Origin of the sequence: Candidatus Aegiribacteria sp. (assembly GCA_021108005.1) — a bacterium.
Classification (GTDB): Bacteria; Fermentibacterota; Fermentibacteria; order Fermentibacterales; family JCC-6; genus Aegiribacteria.
The window spans coordinates 1-22,708 of the sequence record JAIORS010000191.1; the positions used below are offsets into that span (position 1 = coordinate 1).

At 48.0% G+C, this 22,708-nt stretch carries 15 protein-coding genes; 10 read left to right on the forward strand and 5 right to left on the reverse strand.

The annotated features are described in order from the left end of the window. The 3 genes from K8S15_11895 to K8S15_11905 all read right to left on the reverse strand — a co-directional run. The coding region (locus K8S15_11895) for a fibronectin type III domain-containing protein (protein ID MCD4776737.1) at window positions 1–455 on the reverse strand (455 nt) is incomplete at its 3' end. A gap of 62 nt (window positions 456–517) precedes the next feature. Then, window positions 518–1,102: a DUF5343 domain-containing protein gene (locus K8S15_11900; protein ID MCD4776738.1), complete on the reverse strand. Its 585-nt coding sequence runs from the start codon at window positions 1,100–1,102 to the stop codon at window positions 518–520. A 134-nt stretch (window positions 1,103–1,236) separates the two neighbouring features. After that, window positions 1,237–3,648, reverse strand: a complete 2,412-nt coding sequence (locus K8S15_11905; protein ID MCD4776739.1) for a valine--tRNA ligase — start codon at window positions 3,646–3,648, stop codon at window positions 1,237–1,239. A 210-nt stretch (window positions 3,649–3,858) separates the two neighbouring features. Between K8S15_11905 and K8S15_11910 the strand changes: the two genes are divergently transcribed. After that, complete coding sequence (locus K8S15_11910) at window positions 3,859–7,257, forward strand: diguanylate cyclase (protein ID MCD4776740.1); 3,399 nt, start codon at window positions 3,859–3,861, stop codon at window positions 7,255–7,257. Here K8S15_11910 and uvrA read toward each other — a convergent pair. Next, window positions 7,226–10,051 carry an excinuclease ABC subunit UvrA gene (uvrA, locus tag K8S15_11915; GenBank protein MCD4776741.1) on the reverse strand — a complete coding sequence of 942 codons (2,826 nt, stop codon included), beginning with the start codon at window positions 10,049–10,051 and terminating at the stop codon, window positions 7,226–7,228. The two genes, K8S15_11910 and uvrA, sit on opposite strands and share 32 nt — an antisense overlap. 354 nt (window positions 10,052–10,405) lie before the next feature. Between uvrA and dnaK the strand changes: the two genes are divergently transcribed. The 6 genes from dnaK to K8S15_11945 all read left to right on the forward strand — a co-directional run bounded on the left by dnaK (window position 10,406) and on the right by K8S15_11945 (window position 17,240). Continuing rightward, on the forward strand, window positions 10,406–12,325 hold the full coding sequence (gene dnaK, locus K8S15_11920) for a molecular chaperone DnaK (protein MCD4776742.1): 1,920 nt from the start codon (window positions 10,406–10,408) through the stop codon (window positions 12,323–12,325). Then, the gene (locus K8S15_11925) at window positions 12,325–12,981 is read left to right on the forward strand and encodes a nucleotide exchange factor GrpE (GenBank protein MCD4776743.1); all 657 of its coding nucleotides are present in this window, start codon (window positions 12,325–12,327) and stop codon (window positions 12,979–12,981) included. The genes dnaK and K8S15_11925 overlap by 1 nt, the downstream gene beginning before the upstream one ends. Before the next feature lie 6 nt (window positions 12,982–12,987). Then, the gene (locus tag K8S15_11930) at window positions 12,988–13,995 is read left to right on the forward strand and encodes a J domain-containing protein (protein ID MCD4776744.1); all 1,008 of its coding nucleotides are present in this window, start codon (window positions 12,988–12,990) and stop codon (window positions 13,993–13,995) included. Between the two features lie 65 nt (window positions 13,996–14,060). Then, window positions 14,061–14,237 carry a hypothetical protein gene (locus tag K8S15_11935; protein MCD4776745.1) on the forward strand — a complete coding sequence of 59 codons (177 nt, stop codon included), beginning with the start codon at window positions 14,061–14,063 and terminating at the stop codon, window positions 14,235–14,237. Window positions 14,238–14,314: 77 nt separating this feature from the next. Then, complete coding sequence (locus K8S15_11940; GenBank protein ID MCD4776746.1) at window positions 14,315–15,910, forward strand: T9SS type A sorting domain-containing protein; 1,596 nt, start codon at window positions 14,315–14,317, stop codon at window positions 15,908–15,910. Continuing rightward, window positions 15,897–17,240: a YncE family protein gene (locus tag K8S15_11945; protein MCD4776747.1), complete on the forward strand. Its 1,344-nt coding sequence runs from the start codon at window positions 15,897–15,899 to the stop codon at window positions 17,238–17,240. Before K8S15_11940 ends, K8S15_11945 begins: the two co-directional genes overlap by 14 nt. Before the next feature lie 28 nt (window positions 17,241–17,268). Here K8S15_11945 and K8S15_11950 read toward each other — a convergent pair whose 3' ends face one another. Then, window positions 17,269–18,252: a hypothetical protein gene (locus tag K8S15_11950; GenBank protein MCD4776748.1), complete on the reverse strand. Its 984-nt coding sequence runs from the start codon at window positions 18,250–18,252 to the stop codon at window positions 17,269–17,271. A gap of 228 nt (window positions 18,253–18,480) precedes the next feature. Between K8S15_11950 and K8S15_11955 the strand changes: the two genes are divergently transcribed. From K8S15_11955 to K8S15_11965, 3 genes are all read left to right on the forward strand, one after another. Next, entirely contained in the window at window positions 18,481–20,241 is a 1,761-nt protein-coding gene (locus K8S15_11955; protein ID MCD4776749.1) for a carboxylase, read from the forward strand. Between the two features lie 172 nt (window positions 20,242–20,413). Continuing rightward, complete coding sequence (metK, locus tag K8S15_11960) at window positions 20,414–21,571, forward strand: methionine adenosyltransferase (protein ID MCD4776750.1); 1,158 nt, start codon at window positions 20,414–20,416, stop codon at window positions 21,569–21,571. Between the two features lie 20 nt (window positions 21,572–21,591). Next, a complete protein-coding gene (locus K8S15_11965; protein MCD4776751.1) occupies window positions 21,592–22,707 on the forward strand; it encodes a peptidoglycan DD-metalloendopeptidase family protein in 1,116 nt (371 codons plus the stop codon). Window position 22,708: the final 1 nt, after the last annotated feature.

Consider the following 22,708-nt stretch of genomic DNA (forward strand, 5'->3'; position numbering starts at 1 on the left):
GGTGAATCCGCCTGCTGACCCTGGATCTGGTAGCATGTGTAAACATCTCCGCCGCTGCTGGAATCGGGGGTAACAACCTGTACTTCGTTGCTCCAGGCGGTGTTATTGTCGGTATTCTTTGTCTGTACAGCGTAGTAGTAGGTTTGGTCCCACTCAAGACCTGCGTCGGTGTAGGTTGTGTCGGAAATATTCGTTGTAGTTCTGACCGGACTGGCAGGAGGGTTGCCGGAGATCCCGGAGGAAGTTGATCTGTAAAGTTTGTATTCGGAGAAGTTGTTATCCGGGCACATGGTCCAGGATGCGGCAACGGAATTTGTGGTGTCCGAAGTGGCCGAAAGGGTGGAAGCGGTAGGATTTTCGCCCGGGCCAGCCGGGCTTTCATCGTCTCCGCAGGAGATCAAAAACACGACAGCCGTCAGGATGATAAATGGTATGAACCATTTTACTTTTTTCATTTGTGAAAATTCTCCTCTCAAAGTGATTCAATAAGTGTCTATTTCATAACACCGGAAAGAAATTAAAGTTCGAGCTGTTTCTTAAGCAGCTTCATGGCAAGATTTCTCAGATCGGGGTCTGATTTGTCATCAAGGTCGATGTTTATGGATATCCTTATAACAGGGCTACTGTCTGGTTCAGTAAATACTGGAGCCTTTTTAACCGGTTTTGGTGGTTTTTGAATGAAGTCCCCAGCGGGGAGTTCTGACAGATCGCAGAGAACCTTGAACGTAAGTATCATGTAAGCCGCGTCTGGATCTGAGCTACTGGTGTTGTTCCTGAAGAACTCCATCAACGCAGCGCCCTCCTGGTCCTCGGCATTGGAGTATTCAGCGAAAAGGGATCCATATGCCGCTTTCACTGCTTTTCCAAGGATAATGGGAGCCTGCTCGGGATCACGGGATTTATCCCATAGAACGGAGGGTTGTCCGTTATCATCGATGAAACCCAGGAAAAGAAGAAGTTTCAGGAGTCCTTCATCTACCTCCCGCTTGAAACCAAGGCCGATAAGGTAGTCATGATCAACCACTTTTGGTGGATTGGATTTGTATACTGTATTGAGTAGCAATTCGATGCTGCCGGGGTCATGCAAAATTGGGAATTCCATAATCAACCCTCTTTACTCTTAGTATGCTATTTTTTCATTATCCTATTTATAAGTCATCTGAACGGTTTCGGCTAGCGGATAATAAATCTGATTGACCTGGAATTTCCAGAATTCTCCATTGCTTCAGAAAGGCGTCACTCATCTTCGGGAACTACTTCTACTACAAGATTGTCGCCTTCTGACCAGAGAATACTCTCCGCCCTCGTGACATTCATCAGATCATCCTGAAGACTTTTGAGTCCGTTGAGGTCTTTTACCGTTGCTTTTATCTCAAGAGCTTTGACGGGAGCGGCCATGCTGAGTTTCTGCTCGCTCTTGAATTTTCTTGCCCGCTCGATAATCTGAAGGCTCATGTCACCATGTTTAAGAGCTTCTTCGTCCATATAGTCGGGATCAGGCCATGGTGCCAGATGAAGACTATCGTACCCCTCGTACTTTTTAAAGATTGCCTGGTAAAGTTCTTCCGTTACATGCACCAATACAGGGGCGAAAAGCCTTAGAGTACCGTAAAGCACACGGTGAAGGGCATACTGTGCCGATTGTTTTCCCGAGGTATCGTCATCGGAGTAAAGACGCTTTTTAACAATCTCAAGGTAATTATCACACAGGGTCTTCCAGAAAAAGTATTCAGCTTTATCCATCGCCACGGAATATTCGTACTTCTCCATCCCGGAAGTAGCCATACCGACAGCGATTGTGAAGCGGGAAAGTATCCACCTGTCGTAGGGTTTCAGGTCGGGTTCAAGTTCCGGATCGTAATCTTCCAGCCTGGACGCGGCAAATTTAATCGCATTCCAGAGTTTCGTTACAAGGCGTCTTCCATCACCAAGCACTTCCTGACTGAAAAGGACATCACTGCCAAGTTTAGAGCTGCATGACCAGTAGCGCAGTTCATCGGCGGAATACTGCTTAAGTGCCATAAGAGGATCTCCCGCTACGTTGCCCTTGCTTTTTGACATCTTCTCTCCGCTTGGATTGAGAGCATGCCCGCTCATCATGACGTTCTCCCAGGGAATACTGTCGGAATGCAGGTAAGCCTTTGTAATGGTGTAAAAAGCCCATGTGCGAATAATGTCATGTGCCTGCGGCCTGAGACTCATGGGCATGAAGCCTTTCCTCTCGTCGTTCTCTCCCCATTTGGCGTTTATCTGGGGCGTGAGGGAACTTGTTGCCCATGTGTCCATTACATCAGATTCGGGTTTGAATGAAGTGCATGCGCAGTTCGGACAGGGTTCTCCGGGTCTGTCCTCGAGAGGGTCTACCGGGAGGTCCTTCTTCCTCGCGAACGACGGTTCTCCGCACTCCTCGCAGTACCATACCGGGAATGGAACCCCATAGTAACGCTGTCTACTGATGCACCAGTCCCACTTCAGATTTTCCACCCAGTGGTCGAAGCGTACTTTAAAATGCTGTGGATACCAGTTAATCCTGTTGCCGCACCTGATGAGATCATCTTTTCGGTCAAGGATTCTTACGAACCACTGCCTGTTGACAAGGTATTCAAGAGGAGTACCGCACCGCTCGTGAACGTTAACGGTATGCTCAATATCCTTGCCGTCTTTCCTGAAGCCCTCTTCAATTAGTTTTTCAACAAGGATCTTACGTGCCTTCTTCCAGTACATTCCCTCGAGGAAACCAGCCCGGGCGTTCATATGACCCCTTTTGTCAAGCACTATTCTCAGGTCAAGGTCGTACTCCTGCCACCACTCAATATCGGTTGTATCGCCGAAAGTACAGCACATGACAATCCCGGTGCCCTTCTCCATATCGACTTTCGGGTCACCCATTATTTCTACTTCTTGGTTGAATATTGGAACAACTGCCTTTTTTCCGATAAGGTTGAAAAATCTTTGATCGGCCGGATTTACAAAAACGGCTACGCATGCTGGAAGAAGTTCCGGCCTTGTTGTCGCGATGGGTATGCTGCCGCTTCCATCCGCAAGTCTGAATTCGAGATCATGGAAAACGGCCGCGAATTCTTTATCTTCGGTTTCTGCCTGAGCCACGGCTGTCTGGCATCCGGGGCACCAGAGAGTGGGTGCTTCCTTCCTGTAAACGAATCCCTTTTCGTTGAGGTCAAGGAAGGACCTCTGGCTGATTCTCTGAACCCAGGGGTCTATTGTTGTATATAAAAGATCCCAATCGCATGAAAAACCGAATCTAGTCCAGAGATCACGGAACATTCCCTCAGCTTCTTTTGTCACTTCAAGGCAAAGTTCGACGAACTGACTTCTGGGCATGTCCTGAGCTTTTACATTTCTCTGCTCTTCGGTGAAGCGTTCGCTTGGAAGCCCGTTATCATCGAAACAGAAAGGATAAAAAACCTCCATCCCCTTCATTCTGTGGTATCTGGCCATAACCTCAGCCTGGACATAGCTGAATACATGCCCCATATGAATCTTGCCGGATACGGTGGGCGGGGGAGTGTCGATGGAGTATATCGGTTTGCCGGAATCACTATTGTATCTGAAGATACCCCGCTCATCCCAGAATTTCTGCCAGTGCGGTTCCGATTCCTTTGCATTGTAACGTTTAGATAACGCCACTTGATAGTCCTTTCGTATTTCCCAAAACATTTATTATCATATTACAGAGAGCCAGAAAGATAACCTTGACAGGACGCTCAAACAAGTGTTCGGGGGGGATACGTTTCCTCAGGATATTGAATATTGTTAACTAACCGGAATTGATGAGCTAAAAAAATTCGCGGTGGTTAGATATGTTCCCCTGACATTCTCAAGACGTTTGGAGGGTTATTGAACACACAGTCATCGGAATCCTCCGGAAGGATGATTAAATCCTTACTGCATGAAATAAGTGGAATCCTCAGCATCAGGGCTATAGCCAGCATTATAGACACTGAGATTACCGAGGTACGGAAGACGCTTGCAGAGCTTGAAAAAGCCGGGATCGTATGCATGAAGAGGGAGCACCATGTTGATGGATGGACTGTTCCCGTCAGAACTGGATCCGATGTAGAAAGACCCGATTCCGAGAAATGGCTTGAAAAGCTGTCTGAATATGTTCTCTTTTCCCCCGTGGTAACACTCCCGGAGATAATGACGGTTCTTGAAAAAGGAAAATCTTCTCCCAGAGACAGAGCATTCCTCCTGCTTGAAGCTATGCGGCAGGCTCAGGAAAATGGTGAGTTCAGGCTTCTTTCATACTTCATCAGGGAGATAATGCTTCCCGGGGAAAGTAGCCTGACGGCACAGGAAGCGGGGGAAGTCCTTACAGCCTTCGAACCCCGTAAACTGAGAGATTTTGACTTTAATACTGCTGCTGAATTCGTAGAACACTATTTCCCATTATTCAGTACGGATCTAGAGAAGGCAATGGCTCTGACTCGGATGGGAGAAATTGAATTGCTGGAGAACAGGCTGCCACGGGCTGAGGAACGTTTGAAGGAAGCTCTGGAGCTGAGCATGGAGATGAATACTGGAGACTGGATACCAGCGATATTGAGCGGATTGGCTGAAATTCCCAGAGATTTTGATGGAATGAAAGAGACCGCAGCAGTAATTGATATAGTGATAGACTGGCTGCCCGGGATAAGCGATAATGATATTATGGTAAGGATACTGGCCACGGCTGCGGCTGCTTTTGCCGAACTCAGGATGAACGCCGCAGCTGAGAAAACTATTCTTTCTGCCATGACCCATATCCCGATTGTTACGCTTAAGACACAACAGATTCTTGAATGGTGCAGGGCAAAGGTTCTGATTGCTTCCGGTAGAAAAAAGGCTGCCATTAGTGTGCTCCAGCGAGCGCTGTTGCTTGCTGAAAGCGTGAATGACCAGCTTGCTGTCATGGAGATACTGAACACAATTGTTTTCGAAATGAAAGAACGCCCAGGCTACACGGTAAGAAAACTCATCTCAATAATGCAGAGCGTTTCGCGGAGAGCTTCAACCAGAGGGAATATTTCTAATAGACTGTACGCTCTTGATCAAATGGTAGATATGTACGTCAGAACTTTGCAGTTCTCGAAGGCCTTCGATGCTGCAGAAAAGGTTGCCGAGATTATTGATTCATCAGATATGCTCGAGGATGAACCCCTGACGGCATGGTGTGAAGTTTATCTGAGTTTCCTTGGCAGGGATGAGAAGGCAATCGTCGGAGGAGATCTTCTTTTGCCGGGTACCGATGGTTTTCTGAGATCTCTTCTGGAAGGATCCTCCCCCGCGGGAGAGGCTGGGATAATTTCTGATTATCTTCTTGCTTCCCCCGGGAGCGATTCTACGATTTTCGCGTTGATTCTTGCCATGGAAGCTTTCGCCAGGCATTTCGATAAAGCTTCTTCGGTTATTGCAGCTGCCCTTGATTCATCCTACAGTAGTTTTCATGAGAACCCCTTTATGTCATGGGAACTCTGTATCAGCGGGATCCTTACCACAAAGGACAGACATGCAGACGATTTCTTCCAGTCAGCGCAGGTACTGGCCAGACAGCTGGACAGGCTTCTTCTTGTATGGCTGGTACTCCGCTGCAGGATAAAGCTGAATCCTGACAGGGATTTCAGGGAACGTGTCGAGATATCCCTTCTGCTGGTCGAGCTGGACGAGCATATTGCACAGCAGTTTCCCGGGGATACCAGAAACGAATTCATGGAAAGAACGGGCGCACGTCAGCGTCTTGAAAATCTGAGAATTTCGGCGGGATGTCCGGGAGGAACACTGAGGGATATCAGGGATTCACTTGCGCAGAAAATTGAAGACGAACCCATGGATGCATTCAGGGAAATCGGTAAAATATCAGGCAAAATCTCCTCCCGCTCGGAGATAAGCACCAGCCTGGAAACCCTTGGTATTCTTGTGAAAGCGGACAGGATTCTCGCCCTTAAGGTCAAAGGCTGCAATGTGAGCATAATTGAGGTTTATGGTACTGGCAGTTTGAAACTTCCCGGTATTGAGGTTGAGGAAAAAATTCTGAAGCTCCCGGAGGAGATAGTCTCAATTGACAATTTCGGAGAAAACCCCTTCGGCAGCAGAAGGTACCTGATCATTCCTACCGAAAAATCCGTTATCCCTGTCCGGACGGAAAGAAAACTGCACTCTCTGCATTCCCATCGTGGAAACTACCTGCTCATAGAAATGGGCTCGCCCTTTCACAATATCAGCGGAACGGTAGAATTCTTCGCCGAAAGCCTGTGCAGGCAGATAGGAACGGCCCTTCTTCTCCGAGATCGAGAATCCATGGCATATATAGATACACTAACCGGTTCGGACATCGGCTATTCATGGATGAAGCAGTTGGTTACACTGAATGATAATGATAATTCTATAGCTACTCCCCTTTCGGTGCTTCTCGTGGATGTGGACGGATTGAGGGAAATCAACAGGCTTTTCGGGTACAGGGTAGGAGATAAAACACTGAAAACAGTTGTTTCCACCATAAAGGGATTGATGCGCCCCGGCGATATAATAGGCAGATTCAGGGAAGATCTGTTCGGAGTTCTTCTTCCCGAAACGGGGGGCGAGAATACCATTAAAGTTGCTGAACGGATCTGTTCCGTTATCGCTGGCACCGAAATAAGGCCCGACAGGGTTCCCGTGACAGTCAGCATCGGGGCGTCCATTTCATCATCCTGTAAGGAAAACCCGGAGCTTACCGTTAACCGGGCGTATGCAGCCCTGAACCAGGGTAAGGTTCAGGGGGGCAACAAGGCAATTCTGTGGTCAGCTGCGGAAGATTTAAAAGAGTTCGATTCCAAGACGCTGAAGATCTTCAACACCGGCGATCCCGGCTGGGACCATTCCATTAGTATTACCATCATGGAACTGCTCACAACTGAAAGCCCCTCACTGGAAATGCTTGCGGAAAAACTGCGAGACGTTCTGCGGAGTGAATTTATCTTTATGGAGGATGACAAAGGAAACAGCTTCAGAATCGGCAGTAAAATCCTCAGAAGGATTCCTGATGAAATTCGTATGAATTCAACCAACAGGATAAAATCACATTCGGGAATACTTGGCAGATACGAAGTCCTTTCAGTGCGACTGCAATACGGAGGAAGGCTCGTTTCAGCATGGGACAACGTGGAGGGGATACCCGGCAGCCTGAAAAACATTTTCAGGGCTCTCGCCTCTCTTGCCAGCCTTCTTATTCGGGGAGGATCAGCAGTTACGGGGCATTCGCCTGAATTGCGGCCCTGAGAAATTTGCCCGTATGGGAAACTTCACTGTTAACCAGCTGGTCAGGTGTACCGGTTGCTATTATTTCTCCCCCCGCATCACCTCCGTCGGGTCCAAGGTCTATTATCCAGTTGGCGTTCTTTATGACATCAAGGTTGTGTTCGATGACAATTACAGTATTTCCAGCCCTGACAAGCCTTCCCAGCACCATAAGCAGTTTCTTCACATCATGGAAGTGGAGACCTGTTGTGGGTTCATCCAGAAGGTATACCGTGTGAGTTGACCCCGGACGTGAAAGTTCCCTTGCGAGCTTTATCCTCTGCGCTTCACCTCCGGACAAGGTTGTCGCCTGCTGGCCAAGCTTGATGTAGCCCAGCCCCACGTCGTCCAGCACTTTAAGAATGCGGTATATGGCCGGGATTCTTTCAAAATGGATAAGTGCTTCACTGACAGTTAGTTCAAGAACTTCAGCGATGTTCAGTCCATGGTAAGTGATTTTGAGCGTTTCGCGGTTGAATCGGTGACCTTTACATGTCCTGCATTCGATGAAGACATCCGACAGGAAATGCATTTCTATTTTTATTAAACCTGCTCCCCTGCATTCCTCGCATCTTCCGCCTTTCACATTGAAGCTGAATCTACTTGGTTTGTACCCCCGGACCTTTGCCTGAGCCGTCTGAGCGAAGAGCTTCCTTATATGGTCGAATACCTTTGTATAAGTAGCGGGATTGGATCTTGGTGTTCTTCCAATAGGGTCCTGGGAGATATTTATAACCTTGTCCACTTTTTCGACTCCCCGGAGGGAGCCGTAGGGCCCGGGGCGTAGTTTCAGCATGTTTCCAGTTGCTGCGGAAAGAGCCGGATAAAGAGTCTGGCTGATGAGAGAACTTTTACCCGATCCTGATACTCCCGTGATACAGATAAACTTTCCCAGGGGGATTTTAAGGTTAACATCCTTAAGATTATGAAGAGTTGCCTTCTTCAGAATAAGGAAACCGCTGGATTTTCCATAGGCAGGCACTGTTCTATGAATAAATTTCCTTCCTGAAAGGTAGTCACCCGTAAGAGATTCTTCCGATGACATTATCTCCTCAGGAGTTCCGGCAGCCACGACATTGCCTCCGTGTATACCTGCTCCAGGGCCGAAATCCACCACATGATCAGCAGAAAGAATCGTATCATGATCATGTTCTACAACCAGGACTGTATTGCCAAGATCCCTTAGCTCCTTCAGTGTGGTGAGGAGCCTTCTGTTATCTCTCTGATGGAGACCAATTGTGGGTTCATCCAGTACGTAAAGCACTCCTGTAAGGCCGCTTCCTATCTGGCTTGCGAGCCTTATTCTCTGGGCTTCACCACCGGAAAGGGTTGGTGATGATCTGTCCAGAGTAAGGTAATGAAGCCCTACATTCACAAGAAAGTCCAGCCTGCTGCGAATCTCTCTCAGGAGTTCTTCCGCCACCTTCTTTTTCCACGGATCAAGTTCGAGGTGCGTAAAAAAATCATGAAGTTCATGAACGGTCATGGAATTGAGCTCGTGTATTCCTCTGTCACCTACGGTTACTGCCCTGGCTTCCCTTCTCAGGCGGGTGCCTTCGCAGACTGAACAGTTGGTCTTATTGAAGAATTTCTCGTAATGTTTCCTTGCGGCCTGGCTGCTCGTGCTGCGGTAGCGCCTCTCAAGCCTGGGAATAACTCCCTCCCAGATGGTTTCCCACGTTCCGGCACTGTTCTTCGATGACCATGATATGCTTATTTTCCGGTTGGCTGAACCGTACAGTATTTCATCCTGTACTTCCGGGGACAAACTCTGCCACGGAGCACCAAGACTGAAATCAAGTTCTCTGGACAATGCCCGCACCAGGTTTTTCACGTGGCTGGAAGGTATACCCCAGGGGGCAATAGCTCCGTCCTTTATTGACAGAGCTTTCCTTGGCAGCACCAGCAGCGGGTCAACCTTGAGTTCGTATCCAAGTCCCGAGCACTCAAGACACATTCCGAGGGGGTTATTGAAACTGAACAGCTGAGGGGTGAGATCAGGCATGCTTATACCGCAGTATGCGCAGGCGCTGCTTTCGCTCATCAGGGTTTCTTCACCGGTGTCCGCATTGACTACGGAAAGTATTCCATCCCCTTCACCCAGCGCTGTTTCCACGGAGTCCATAAGCCTGCTGGCGATACCCTTTTCGCATACTATCCGGTCAACCACGAGATGAATATCGTGCTTCTTTTTGCTGTTCAGCGTTATGTTCTCTTCGAGACTTCTGGTTTTTCCGTCAATAAGAACCCGGACGTAACCCTTTTTTCTCAGTGTCGGGAAGAGGTCTGTATGGGCACCCTTTCTGTTTCGAAGAAGTGGAGCAGTTATCAGCAATCTTGTGCCTTCAGGGAATTCAAGAATCCTGTCCACCATCTGCTGCGGTGACTGGCTTGAAACCTTTCTACCGCACTCCGGGCAGTGGGGAGTACCGACCCTGGCATAAAGAACCCTCATGTAATCGGATATCTCCGTTACGGTTCCAACGGTGGACCTGGGATTATGGCTTACCGTTTTCTGTTCAATGGAAATAGCGGGAGAAAGCCCCTCGATGCTTTCGTAAAGGGGTTTTTCCAGCTGGCCAAGAAATTGTCTTGCATAGGCTGAAAGTGATTCTACATACCTTCGCTGCCCCTCGGCGTAGAGGGTATCAAACGCAAAGGAGCTTTTGCCGGAACCGGATACGCCTGTCAGGACCACAAGCCTGTTTCTGGGAAACTCCACAGTGATATTCTTGAGATTATGCTCTCTGGCTCCCCGCACGATAATTTTGTCCATAACTCTCTTTCTCAACAGAGTTTTATTAGCGCAGCACTCCCGCAACCATATACTATACAACTTCAACTGAAACATAGAATGTGCCACAATAGCACGGCATTTATAAACGGAGGAAGGGGAGCTGATTCGATGAGTTTGTAAAATATTGCGGGACAATATACTATGGGTACGGGTATTTCTGGCATGATGATTGCTCGAAATATATCCGAATTGAATTCCCGGCTGGCCGAAGAATAAGGAAGGTATCGGTCGGGTTCTAGAAGTAACCAGTGATTTGAAGACCCGTAATAAGGGTGAAGTTTAAACGTATTCTTCCATTACTTTCGCAGGAAGAGAAGAAGAGGAGATGAAAACATGGGAAAAATAATAGGAATAGACCTTGGAACCACGAATTCATGCGTGGCCGTTATGGAGGGCGGTGAGCCTACCGTAATACCCAACGCTGAAGGCGCGAGAACTACACCTTCGGTAGTAGCCTTCAATGACAAGGGTGAGAGGCTTGTAGGTGTTGTAGCCTACAGGCAGGCAGTGGCGAATCCCGAGAATACGATATTCTCGATAAAGAGATTCATGGGATGCAAGTACAACGAGATGAAAAGTGAAATTGAAAGGGTTCCCTACAAGGTTATTGAGGGGAAGAACGGCGATGCCTGGGTGGAAATCATGGGCAAGAAGTACTCACCCCCGGAAATATCCGCGATGATACTTCAGAAAATGAGGCAGACAGCCGAGGATTACCTGGGAGAGAAAGTAGAGAAAGCGGTTGTGACCGTTCCCGCGTATTTCAACGACAGTCAGAGGCAGGCCACCAAGGATGCCGGGAAAATAGCCGGTCTTGAAGTGGAAAGAATTGTAAACGAACCCACAGCGGCAGCTCTTGCCTACGGACTTGACAAGGAATCCTCAAACAGGACTATCGCCGTATACGACCTCGGTGGAGGAACCTTTGATATATCAATACTGGAAATTGGTGACGGGGTTTTTGAGGTTAAATCAACCAATGGAGATACTCACCTGGGTGGGGACGATTTCGACCATGCCATCATTAACTGGATGGTTGCCGAATTCAAGAAGCAGCAGGGCATCGATCTGTCCAATGACAAAATGGCCATTCAGAGGCTCAAGGAAGCTGCTGAAACAGCCAAATGCGAGCTTTCAACAACACAGAGCACCAATATCAACCTTCCTTTCGTCACGGCGGATTCAGCCGGGGCGAAGCATCTCGACATGACACTTACAAGATCAAAACTCGAACAGCTGGTTGATGACCTTGTAGAAAGAACAGTGGCTCCCTGTAGAACGGCATTGAAGGATGCCGGTATCGAGGCGTCAGCTATAGACGATGTTCTTCTGGTCGGTGGACAGACCCGGATGCCGCTTGTTCAGAGGAAGGTTACCGAGATATTCGGCAAGGAACCTCACAAAGGAGTCAACCCGGATGAAGTGGTTGCCGTTGGAGCAGCCATCCAGGCAGGTGTACTCTCAGGTGATGTCAAAGATGTCCTTCTTCTGGATGTTACTCCGCTTACACTTGGTATCGAAACCCTCGGCGGAGTGGCGACACCCATTATAGACAAAAACACAACTATACCTACAAAGAAAAGCCAGATATTCAGTACCGCAGCTGACAGCCAGCCCCAGGTGGAGATCATCGTGCTTCAGGGCGAAAGAAAAATGGCGGCAGACAACAGGACTGTTGGAAGATTCGTTCTTGACGGTATTCCACCTGCCCCCAGGGGAATGCCTCAGATAGAAGTAACGTTCGATATCGATGCTAACGGAATTCTTCACGTTTCAGCAAAGGATAAGGCTACCGGGAAGGAACAGAAGATCAAGATAGAAGCCTCCAGCGGACTATCCAAAGATGAAATAGAAAGTATGATTCATGACGCTGAAGCTCATGCAGATGAGGATGCTAAAAAGAAGGATATAATAGAAAGGCGCAATCAGGCCGATGCCATGGTTTTCGAAATCGAGAAACAGATGAAGGAATACGGAGACAAAATATCTTCAGATGACAGATCCAGGCTTGATGCTGCAGTTTCGGAAATGAAGAAGGCACTTGAGGGGGAAGATGACGATCTGATAAAGCAGAAGTCAGAGAGTCTTCAGGAAACCTGGAAGCAGTTCGGGGAAGCCTTCTACAAGCAGCAGCAGGCTCAGGAGCAGGATGCGGGACCAGCCGGACAGGCCGGAGAAACAACCGGAACAGCTGATGCCGGTGGAGATGAAGACAACACTGTTGACGCTGATTACGAAGTTGTTGATGACTGATGGCAGATCCAAGAAGGAGCCGTAGTAAAAAAAAGGAAGGTACTTCCGCAAGAGGAAAAATTCCCATTTCGGTAGTTGAGGACGAGATGGAGAAAAACCTTGAGGAAGCCGGGAATTCTAAGGCTGATGAAGAAGTTGAAAATCCGGAACTTCCAACGGATTCTAAACCTGATCCAATAAAACTGCAGCTTCAGGATAAGCTCCTGAGGCTGCAGGCGGAATTTGACAACTACAGGAAGCGTCAGGCAAGAGATTTTCGAAAACTGTGTACCCAGGGCAAGAAAGAGCTGATAAAAGAGCTTCTTGCTGTGCTGGATAATTACCACAGGGCAGAGCAACTGGTAAAAGAGGGGGGGCACTCCGTAGAAGAGATAGCCGATGGGCTGATGAAAACATCTGAGCAGCTGGTTGGTATTCTGAAACAGGAGGGCCTTAGTGAACTGGATATAAAGAAAGGTGATCCCTTTGACCCCAATATTCAAGAAGCCATGATTGCGGAAGAAGAAGAAGGTCTGGATCAGGATACCGTTCTGGAAGTATATCAAAAAGGATACCGTTTAGGCGAGGATCTTCTCCGTCCCGCGAGAGTAAAGGTTGGAAAACCTGTTTTAAAACCCACTGCCGGGGAGCAGGATGAAGGTGAAGAGGGAGAATAGAAAACAGTGAATAAAGACCTCTACTCCATCCTGGGGGCTGACGAGAAAGCATCGCAGGAAGAACTGAAGAAGTCTTACCGCAAGCTGGCCAAGAAGTATCATCCCGATGCGAACCCTGGAGATAAGAAAGCGGAAGAACGTTTCAAGGAAATCTCCGAAGCGTACGATATTCTCGGCAGCAAAGAAAAAAGAGAACAGTACGATCAGATGCGGAGGGGCGGCGGAGACTTTTCGTGGGGTGAAGCCGGCGGTCAGAGAGGAAATCCCTTTGGCGACGGCGGTTTAGCTGACATCCTTCGTTCGATGTTCGGTGGCGGTGGAGGCGGCGGAGGCGGCGGTTTCGGACAGAGGAGAGCCTCAAGACCTACCGTTGTTGTATCTGTCCCGTTTAAAACTGCTGCCCTGGGAGGAACTGTCAGGGCTAATATGGAAGTGCCCTCCACATGTCCTGTATGCATGGGAGCAGGAGGCTCGGGAGAAGAACGCTGCAGCCAGTGCGGTGGTTCAGGCAGAATACAGCAGGGCCAGATGGTAATGCCCTGTCCGGCCTGTGGAGGTTCAGGCAGGACTTTCAAAAATAAATGTTCGAAGTGTCATGGAACCGGCGAAGTCATGTCTTCAGAAGTTGTTGACCTGAACATTCCCGCAGGATCAGATGACGGATCAGTGCTGCGTCTCGCAACACCCTCCAGGAAGACAGTGATGGTAAAACTGAGGGTTAAGCCGGACAGTTTTTTCAGGAGAGACGGCAGGAACATTCACTGTACAGTGAAGATAAATGTTCCCCAGGCAGTTCTGGGCACGAAACTGAAAATACGTACTCTCGACGGCAAAATAGTACTTAAGATTCATCCTGGAACCCAGCCTGAAACGGTTCTGAGAATTCCAGGAAAGGGTGTTCCCTACAGAGGTACAAAGGGAGACCAGCTGGTTCATGTGGAGGTTACAGTACCAGAATCCGTAACGGAAGAGGAAAAGGTTCTCTGGGAGAAACTTTCAGGGAAAAAAGCTTGACGCGGATACTCGAGCGTATTATTCCCTGTACAACGTTAATTTGAACAGATAAGAAGGAGACTTTTTTGAACTATGCCTATCTTGCCCTGTTGATCCCGGGGTTTCTGCTTGCAGTTGCCGGGTTTGTGATGCTCGGAAAGAAACTTCATCCGGTAATTACAGGTTTTATGTTTCTTGCAGGGATAGCCGCCCTTGTCCTTGGGGTTCTACTGACCTGCGTCCCGGAATTCTTCTCCGGTTAAATTAGCTATATAGAACAGAATTGCACATGACAGCGTAAATAGTTACATTCTTTAATATGAACGGAGTGTGACTGATCATGAAGTATTCAATTCCTCTTCTGACTGCATTAACCACAATAGCATTAGCGGAGACCCTTCTCGTTCCCTCTCAGTACCCTTCCATTCAGAATGCCATCAACGCTGCTCAGGACGGCGATACGGTACTTGTGTCCCCCGATGAATACGAAGGACCTATTAACTTTGAGGGGAAGAACATCGTTGTATCAAGTACAGCAGGTGCCGGCAGTACTCTAATCAGAACCTCCCGTAATTACCACTGCGTGTCCATCGCAGGAGGGCAGGACAGCACAGCTGTTCTTGAAGGCTTCACAGTAAGTAACCAGGTCTCGGATAATGAAGTATCTCGCGATACTATCGGCTGTGGTGGAGGCCTTTACATCGTTAATGCATCTCCAACCATTCGGAACAATATCATTACGGACTGCGTTGCTGAAAGTCAGGGAGGGGGATTATTTCTGGAGAACTCATCCACGCTGATGTCAGGCTGTATCATCAGCAATAACACCGCGATGTTCTCCGGTGGAGTATCTGCTCTATCTTGCGGGAAGCTTGATCATCCTTTGCGCATAATCGACTGTACAATTACAGGCAATCAATCTACAGATATGGCTGGCGGACTTTCGTGTAATAGTAGTAGTTCAATAGTAATTATCAACAATTATATCAGCGATAATTACACGTACCTTTCTGGTGGAGGTATACTGCTAAATTACACCAATGCGCTACTTTTTGGAAATACCATTTCCGGAAATGACGCATTCGATGGAGGTGGAATTTCAATAAGACATTCTGAACCGACGATAATCGGAAACATCATTGTTCGGAATACTGCTGATTACGGAGCGGGCATATACCAACTTTCAGGTCTCTTCGAACATTTAGAAAACAATACTATTGCAAACAATGCCGCGTCCGTCAGAGGTGGTGGTCTTTTATGTAAGGACGGTTCCATTTCTATTGTTAATTCCATTTTGTGGGGGAACATCGCTCCAACAGGATCTCAGATACTTATGGATAATGCTGATGTTTCGGTTGAATATTGCGATGTCGAGTACGGAGAAGATTCCGTGTATAACTTTGCAAGTTCCACACTCAACTGGGGCCCGGGCAACATCGATATCGATCCTGAGTTCGAGACGGGGCCTTTTGGTGATTATCACCTTCCATGGGGTACACCCTGTGTTGATGCGGGCAATCCCGCTTCAGAGTACAACGATCCCGAAGATCCTTTCAATCCGGGCTACGCCCTTTGGCCCGCGATGGGACTTATTCGTAACGACATGGGAGCCTTCGGAGGAGGAGGAGTAGACTACTGGCTTTCTGTGGAAGAGGAAGAATTATCACCGACTGAAAATGGGCTTCCGTTAAAATCCTTCCCCAATCCGTTCAGTTCATCATGCACTGTGTGTTATCAGCTTGATGAAGCTTCACAAGTTGTTCTTCAGGTGTTCGATCTATCCGGTCGGCTCGTTGAGACCCTTGTAGATAAGGCTGTTCCCTCAGGCATGCACTCCGAACACTTCGATGGCTCCGGCCTCTGCCCGGGCGTGTACCTGATAAGACTGGTCGCGGTAGATGTTTCAACTTCACGGAGATGCATTGTACTTAGATAGGGTTAACATGAAGCATTTCGTTTTGATAGTGATCGTGTTGCTGATTCTCTCCTGCGGGGACAACCCCGCTGAACCTGCCGGTCCTGATTATCCCACTCCCTCGGTTCTTTCAGCTCTGTTTATGGGGGGCTGGTTTCCGCCCGATACATCCAAAGGCACGTGTAACGATATTCAACTTACATGGACCATGTGTCCGGATAGTACATTCTGGAAGTATACTCTGTACAGGTCAAATACTCCCGATATCGAATCACTTCCCGATTCAGCGGAAGTCATTTACACAAGCTTCGACGCTTCCGATACTGCATACACAGACACAAATACATCGTGGGACACCTGGTTCTACTACGCTGTCAGAACGTACGATCAGGATACTCTTGGTTCCTGGAGCAACGAAGCATCACTATATATACCGTCCCGCACCTCATTCGGAGGGCCGGATTCGCTTGTTGAACTCGTGGATGTCGGTGCCGGCCCGGGAGGTATCTGTACGGTTCCTTCGGGAGATTATGTTTACGTGTCATGCTATTTTGATAACTCCGTTTACGTTCTGGAGACATTCGATCCTGCCGTATATACAAGTGTTCCTGTTAGCGGCGGTCCCATTGATGTATGCGCCGGTTCTCAATACGCGTACGTATCGTGTTCTTCAAGCGACGAAGTTGCTGTGATAAGGACATCCGACAACACTGTGGAATCAACGGTATCGGTTGGTGATTCACCCTCCGGGCTGTGTATCACTCCGGACGGCTCCAGAGTTTACGTCTGCTGCTACGGCAGTGATGAGGTATGGTGCCTTGATGCTTCTTCACTTGCCGTTCTTGATGTAATAACGGTTGGCGACGGACCATGGGACATCTGTACGCTGCCTTCCGGTGAATACGCCTATCTGACCTGCAGGCTTGATGGAACAGTATCGGTTGTACGGGTTTCGGATAACTGCGTTGTTTCAACTCTGAATACCGCTTCGGAACCTGTGGGTATCTGCTCATCAATATCCGGAGATTACGTTTATGTATGTGATTACTCTTCCGGTGAGATTGTACCTGTAAGAACATCTGATAACTCGATACAGTCATCAATCAGTGTCGGCAGCGGTCCTATTGGTATCGCTGTTGTTCCCAACGGCAACCTGGCTTACGTGTCATGCAATATCTCTAACAGGGTCTATCTGGTTGATCTAACCATTGGTTTGATGGTAAGCTACCTTCCGGTCGGGGTAAGACCGAACGGTGTATGTTCACTGCCTTCAGGTGAATATGTATACGTAGCTAACAGCAGTTCCGGCTCGGTAAGCGTGTTCGGGTACAGCAGTCTGGAATATCGGTAAAGTACATAACCTTTATATGCAGCTTATGCTACTCGATCAAGCCAAGCTTTTTGAAATTATCGATAAACTCCATCAGCAGTTTGTCGTTCGGGTGAAGTCTGAAAGATCTCTCAGCAAATGATGCAGCCTTTTCCAGGGCGTTATCCTGCACAAGCTGGCGGATTTTTACAATGTATTCCGCGGTGGTTTCAGAATTACTGCCGTCCAGTGAGGATGAAACAGTATTTGATTCAGTCTCAATATCTGACAGGAGTTCCTCAAGCCCATTCGTTTCAGGAATCATCTCAAAGGCTCTGCGGGCAAGTACGACAGCTTCAGCAACTTTTCCTGCTACCAGTTTTTTTCTGGCTATTTGAACAAGATTGGCAGATTTGATTTTCGTTTTCAGAAGATCTATCCTTAACTGAACCTCCGGATTATCCGGATCGATTTTCATGGCTCTCTTCAGATAGGCAATCGCCTTCTGCTGATGCCCGTTGTTGTATTCTCTGTCAGATGCTTCAAATATTTTAGTAATTCGATCCTCGGAAGCCATCGATGATTTCCTTTCATGGTTGTTTTCCACAGCTGTTTCAACAGGTTCTGTTTCCTGATCTAAAAACATTTCCTCAGGAGTGAATTCAAGTATTTCAAATTGCTCTTCCGCAGGAGTTTCCAACTCTGTTTGCGCAGATTCTGTTTCCTGATCTACAAGCATTTCCTCTTGAGTGAATTCAAGGATTTCAACAGGTTCTGTTTCCTGATCTACAAATATTTCCTCAGGAGTAAATTCAAAAATTTCAACTGGTTCTTCCTCAGGAATCTCTACAGTGGTTTCCGCCGGTTCTTCCTCAGGTTCGGTTCCGGTGTTCTTTCTGCCAATAAACTGAATAACCTGAACGAGGACTCCATTGTTATCATCAACATCAACAGCCTTCCTCATAAGCTCAAGGGCTTCATCTCTTTTTCCCTGGTGAAGTTTCTTCTTGGCTTTTCTGACAAGGCTGGCAATAACCTTTACATTTTTTTTCAAAACTACCTCCGGAAATTCAGCAGCCCGAAGCGTAAAGATAATACAACTTCGAACTCTTCGGGAACCATGGCAGTATATCCACATGGATTGCCGTTCACAAGTGTCACCTCACCGCTGCTGAAGATATATTACCTGTGCCTGCGACTTACCGAAGTTGCAGCCTTGGATGAGCTATTTTAGTTTAACCATGCAGTTAACCTTCAAGCGAAGAACTCAGGGAGATTAATGATGTCATTTTCCATAAAACGCATTCTGGGTATGGACGAACTCGGTCCTGAAATGACACCAAAGGGATCAGGAAAGATCGAGTTCGTTGATGTTACATTGAGGGATGGCCAGCAGTCACTGCTGGCAACAAGAATGTCAACCGATCAGGTTCTAAGGCTCATGCCCCTGATACTTGATACAGGAATGAGAACCATGGAAGTATGGGGCGGAGCGACGCTGGACAGCGCTATGAGGTATCTGGATGAAGATCCATTTGAGAGACTGAGCAAGTTGGCTGACGAAGCTGGACCGTCCGGCTGCAGGCTGAGAGCCCTTTCCCGCGGGCAGAATCTTTTCGGCTATGACCCCTATCCGGACGATATAGTAAAGGATTTCAACAGAGAAGCCGTTAGAACCGGTGTTGGCATCATGAGAATTTTCGATGCTCTCAATTACATTCCCAATTTCAGCGCGGCGCTTGAGGGCACGAGGGATGCCGGAGGTCTCTTTGACGGGGCAATCTGCTACACCACCGGGGAACCGTACGATATCGATCACTTTGTCGGGAAGGCTCTTGAGCTTCAGAAGCTGGGTGCGGATATGATTTCGGACAAAGATATGGCCGGTCTGAAAGAGCCTTCTATCGCATGGAAATATTATACCACACTAAAGGAGACACTGGATGTGCCTGTCGTAAGCCATACTCACTGTACTCCCGGCTTCGGTCATATTTCAGCTGTCATAGCCATGCTTGCCGGCGTGGATATGATAGATACATGCTTCCTTCCTCTTGCCGGTGGGTCCTCCCATCCTTCGATCGAACTGCTTACTGTTTTCGCTGAACTACTGGGTAAAGATACCGCCCTGGATATCTCCCCTGAAAAGATCGAGCCCCTGCATGATGAATTAAGAAAAGTCATCTCCGAAGTTGAGCAGGAATTCTCCATTTCGACTCACAAAACCACCTGGCCAGGAAAGGATACCCTTGCTCCCATGGCAGAGCAAGTGCTGCAGTGTCTTTCGGAGGGAAGGACCAGGGACGCTAACGGAATCGTTCACGAAATGGAAGAGCTTTGCGGTTTTCCTCCGCCTAACGAGGAAGTAGAGAAGGCGCAGATTCCAGGTGGAATGTACAGCAATTTTACAACTCAGCTTGCGAAAGACGGCAAATCAGACTGTCTTCCCGCAGCCCTTGACGCAGTGCAGTCGGTCCGAAAAAAGGCCGGATGGTGCCCGCTCGTTACACCAACATCTCAAATCGTAGGGGTAAAGGCTTACCTTGAAACTCTGGGAAAAGATATAAACCCTATCCAGTACGAAAATCTCATTGCGGGATACTACGGCGAAACCCCTTTCCCCATTGATGAGGATTACCGTGAGAAGATATGCGGTTTCAGAGATGAGAGAAGGTACGATCCTTCTGAATTCAACAGGCAGATCCCTCTGATGCACGGAACTGACCTTCCCCTTGCCGAAACTCCCCATGAAAAACTGCTCTATTATCTCTTCCCCGAAAGCTCCGGTAAAACCTTCCTGGAGAAAAGGAGGCAGGAGGAATGGGCAGTCATTGTCAAAGAAAGACAGAAAAAAGAAACGCATCTTCTGGAAGAAAAAGAGAAGAACCTGAAAGACCAGGCAATTGTGAACAGATACGCTGGAAAGATGGAACAGCTGTCAGAAGAGCTATCCGATGCTCTCGAGGAAGCAGGAAGCGAATTTGACACTGATAACCTTGAAGAAATAGCCGATCTTGCCGAACAGGCCGAGGAGGAGAAAAAATAGAACTCAGTTGATATTGACTTAACCCGGATATTTTATATCATTGATATCTGTGGAATGATTTGGGGTATATTGCAACCACAATAAAAAAAGTGCTAAAAAGCCGATAGCTCCCCTAAAGCCGCCGGCAGGCGGCATTTCTATTTCGGCTGCGAATTAGAGAGGTTCATTTGCCATGAATAAAATGTTCACCAGTGAATCCGTATCCGATGGACACCCCGACAAGATCTGTGACCAGATCTCGGATGCTGTTCTTGATGCTCACCTTAAAGGCGATCCTGACGCTCACGTTGCCTGCGAAACCCTTGTAACAACCAATTTCTGTCTTCTGGCAGGAGAAGTGAAAAGCCACACCAATGTTGATTACGAGAAAGTAGCAAGAGACACCATACGATCAATAGGATACGATATTCCGGATCTGGGTTTTCATTACAGCGAGAACACCTATAAAGTAAGAATACACTCACAGTCACCCGATATCAATCACGGTGTTATTGACAACGAAGGAGCGGGAGACCAGGGGCTTATGTTCGGTTTTGCATGCAGCGAGACTGAATTTTTTATGCCCTATCCCATTCAGCTTGCGCACAGGCTCCTTGAGCAGTTAAGAGAATCACGCAAGTCTGAAGAAATCTCATGGGCAAGGCCCGATGCCAAGAGTCAGGTGACTGTGAAATATGATGGTTATACACCTGTTTCCATCGACGAGATTCTCCTTTCCGTTCATCACGCGCCTCTCGCTGAGAACGAAGAAATGGAAGCTGACATACGGAAGAAGGTTATAGCGCCGGTTCTCGAAAGATGCAAACCATCTCTGAAGTGGGACGGCAAGTTGTTTTTCAACCCATCCGGTAGATTTGCGATAGGCGGCCCCCATGGAGATACCGGTCTTACCGGTAGAAAGATCATTGTTGATACCTACGGCGGGACCGGAAGACACGGCGGTGGAGCATTTTCCGGCAAGGATTCAACCAAGGTAGACCGATCTGCAGCCTATATGGCCCGGCACATCGCAAAGAATATTGTAAAGGCGGGAATTGCTGACAGGTGCGAAATCCAGATCGCCTACGCAATAGGAAAGCCAGAACCTGTTTCCGTAATGGTTGAGACCTTCGGAACAGAAAAGGTCAGCGATGTCAGTTCGATTGAAAAGGTTGTAAGGGATATATTCCCTCTTCGTCCCTACAGGATCATTGAGTATTTAGGGCTCAAGAAACCTATCTTCTCAAGCACATCCTCCTTCGGGCATTTTGGAAGAGAAGCCGGAGCGGACGGGTCCTTTACATGGGAAAAGACAGACAGGGCGGAGGAACTGGCCTCAAAGCTTCTTTAGATAAGTGATGGGAGGCGCAGTTGACTGTATTAATGATATTCTCGTTACTGGTTTCCACAGGCTCACTTGACAGTCTTGATGCCTGTCTGCGGGAAACACGGGAGCAGATAATTCAGCTGGAAAATGAGGAAGCAGCTGTATCAACCATTTTGGATGCAATCCATCAGCATCTTCTCATTTCCAGAAGCTACTACAACGAGATGGCACTGGAGGAAGCTGAAATACTCCATCAGCTGAGCAAGGTTTCCGATGTGTTTACCGCTGAGGATTCCCTCCGCGAAGTTCTTGTCGAAAGCCTGTCATCCCATATGCTTTACCTGTATTCTCACAGGAATCTGGGCGGAATCGGAAGTTTTTTCGTGGAGGGTGGATTTACCAGGATGCTTCACCGACAGGCCTATATAGATTATCTCGCGTCAAAGGCAGCTGGTGAAGTATTTATGTTATCAATCAGCCAGGACTCACTTGGAAGCTTCCGGGATTCGCTTGAAGTCCTTCTTGTCAACGTGCAGCAGCTGCGTCAGCAGATGGTGGAAATACAGGAAGGTATATACAACGAAGAGGCGAACCAGGCTTCGATGAGGAACCAGATCATGGGTAGAATCGCCGCCGCCAAGGAGTCCCTTGCTGTGCTTGAAGACAGAAGAGTAAGCAGGGCTGAATTCGTAACTCAGCTCAGCGTTCGCTCCAGTACGGCTTCGTCAGGAACTCCTTTTGTTGAGCCGGATATGAACAGTTATCTGGAGCGGCAGAGGGGCAATTTAATCTGGCCTGCTGACGGGCAGGTTATCAGGAGGTTCGGAATAGAAACGCATCAGCAGTACGGAACTCAGATCACAAACGATGGAATAACCGTTATTACTCCACCGTCACAGAATATCCTTGCGTCGGCACCCGGAGTAGTTCAGTATGCCAGTGAGTTCCTGAGCATGGGGCAGATGGTTGTTCTTGATCACCAGGATGGTTATTTCACGGTTTACGGTTACCTGAGCCTGGTCACGGTCAGTCCTGGTGATGAGGTAAACACAGGATCTCAACTGGGCAGAACAGGACCTGTTCCGGGAGGGCAGCCTGGATACTATTTTGAAATCCGAAAAGGCGGAGAACCTATAAATCCCATGGATTATCTGGAGTAGA

Excerpts from the sequence above, each read along its gene's own strand:
- K8S15_11900 (MCD4776738.1), bottom strand. The coding sequence starts at position 1,102 with ATGGAATTCCCAATTTTGCATGACCCCGGCAGCATCGAATTGCTACTC.
- uvrA (MCD4776741.1), bottom strand. The coding sequence starts at position 10,051 with ATGGACAAAATTATCGTGCGGGGAGCCAGAGAGCATAATCTCAAGAAT.
- dnaK (MCD4776742.1), top strand. The coding sequence starts at position 10,406 with ATGGGAAAAATAATAGGAATAGACCTTGGAACCACGAATTCATGCGTG.
- K8S15_11925 (MCD4776743.1), top strand. The coding sequence starts at position 12,325 with ATGGCAGATCCAAGAAGGAGCCGTAGTAAAAAAAAGGAAGGTACTTCC.
- K8S15_11940 (MCD4776746.1), top strand. The coding sequence starts at position 14,315 with ATGAAGTATTCAATTCCTCTTCTGACTGCATTAACCACAATAGCATTA.
- K8S15_11955 (MCD4776749.1), top strand. The coding sequence starts at position 18,481 with ATGTCATTTTCCATAAAACGCATTCTGGGTATGGACGAACTCGGTCCT.
- metK (MCD4776750.1), top strand. The coding sequence starts at position 20,414 with ATGAATAAAATGTTCACCAGTGAATCCGTATCCGATGGACACCCCGAC.